Genomic DNA, 1,270 nt, shown 5'->3' with positions numbered 1-1,270 from the left:
CTCAAGGAGTGGCGCGCTGTCGCAACCAGATACGAAAAAACAGCAACGTCGTTCCTCGCGGTCATCCACATCGCTGCCGCAGCAGACTGGATCAAGCCCTAACAGGCCCTAGTGCCCAGAAAATCACCGGTTATAAAACGTCCGAAAATCCCTGCATGGCGAAAAGAACTCTGGCTCAAACGAATGACTGACGTTGACGCTCTAACGACAGAGCCACTCCCTTCCTCCTCTTCTGTGCAGATCATAAGCGCAGAGGAGGCCCGTTTTCGGAAAGAGATCAGGAAAGCCATCGCACAACAACACACTATTCTTGACCAGCAGGCACCCGAAACAAGCTGGAAGCCTCTTGATCGAGGTCAGACGCTAGCCACATGGCGCAGGCAGCTTACCCCTTATCAGAAGCAGCTCAGAAAAAGCTTTGACCATTATAGCGTCGCAAAACGAGAGTGGCAGGACGCTGAAAAAAGTCGCTGGCAGCGTCTCATAGGGAAAGCCACAAAACTTGAAAGAAGAGCGGATCAGCTCTTTTTCGAATTTCTTGAGGTTCTCCGTTTTGTTGTGCAAGCCTTGCTGCATATCGTGGGGCTACGTGCAGAGCCGCCCAATCCGATCCGCTCCATCCTGAGTGAAAAGAACAAACTGGCTCTGGAACACTTCAGGAAAACCTATGATGCAGAATTTTCAGCCATGGCCGACATACAGATGCTGGACTCATGGCTTAACCAGCGTTTTGACCGTATCATGCAAGCGCGCCAAAAGCGCATTATGGATTGGAACAGAGCGCACAGAGACAAGAAAGATCTTGCTCAGCGTGAAATCAAACGGCTTTCTGATTTACTCAACACGAAAAACCATAGAATGAGACACGAAGAATTTATCGGCCCGTCTCTTTCCCGCAGTCCCGCATCGTTTCCCACCCCGAACCCGCAGACCCAATACCCTACCCATGGCACACCTTCACCGTTTTAAAGACTTTGGAAAGTCTCTTGACGAGAGCTCACTTCTTCTCCAAAGTGTTTCTCATAAATCGTTACCAAGAAGGACGTCTTTTAGCGTTTTCCTTGATGAAATCATGAAGGTTTCGAACGCAACTCACCCTGTTAGAGGTGGTCCCGTCTGTTCGGACAGTTTTTGGATTTGAATAAGCTATACCCGGTTGTTGTTATGCCGCCATTCTGACGGCGTTGCTGTTGGCCCTCTGGTCCGGGGTTAACCCCGGGCCAGATGGCGTCGGCGCGCCATGATACGCCTCATCAGGCGTTCGTCCAGC

Annotated in this window: 1 protein-coding gene and 1 pseudogene; both read left to right on the top strand. The window is 50.9% G+C overall.

Features of this window, described 5'->3' with window-relative positions; translation table 11 throughout:
- Positions 1 to 102 (top strand): annotated as a pseudogene (locus HKD24_RS15085) (IS5-like element ISMex42 family transposase); the annotation flags it as partial.
- Between the two features lie 81 nt (positions 103 to 183).
- Complete coding sequence (locus HKD24_RS15080) at positions 184 to 969, top strand: hypothetical protein (RefSeq protein ID WP_228124488.1); 786 nt, start codon at positions 184 to 186, stop codon at positions 967 to 969.
- Positions 970 to 1,270 lie beyond the last annotated feature (301 nt).

Source organism: Gluconobacter vitians (assembly GCF_015244565.1).
Lineage (GTDB): Bacteria > Pseudomonadota > Alphaproteobacteria > Acetobacterales > Acetobacteraceae > Gluconobacter > Gluconobacter vitians.
Note: the sequence above shows the minus strand (reverse complement) of the source record. Positions and strands in the feature narration are given on the sequence as shown.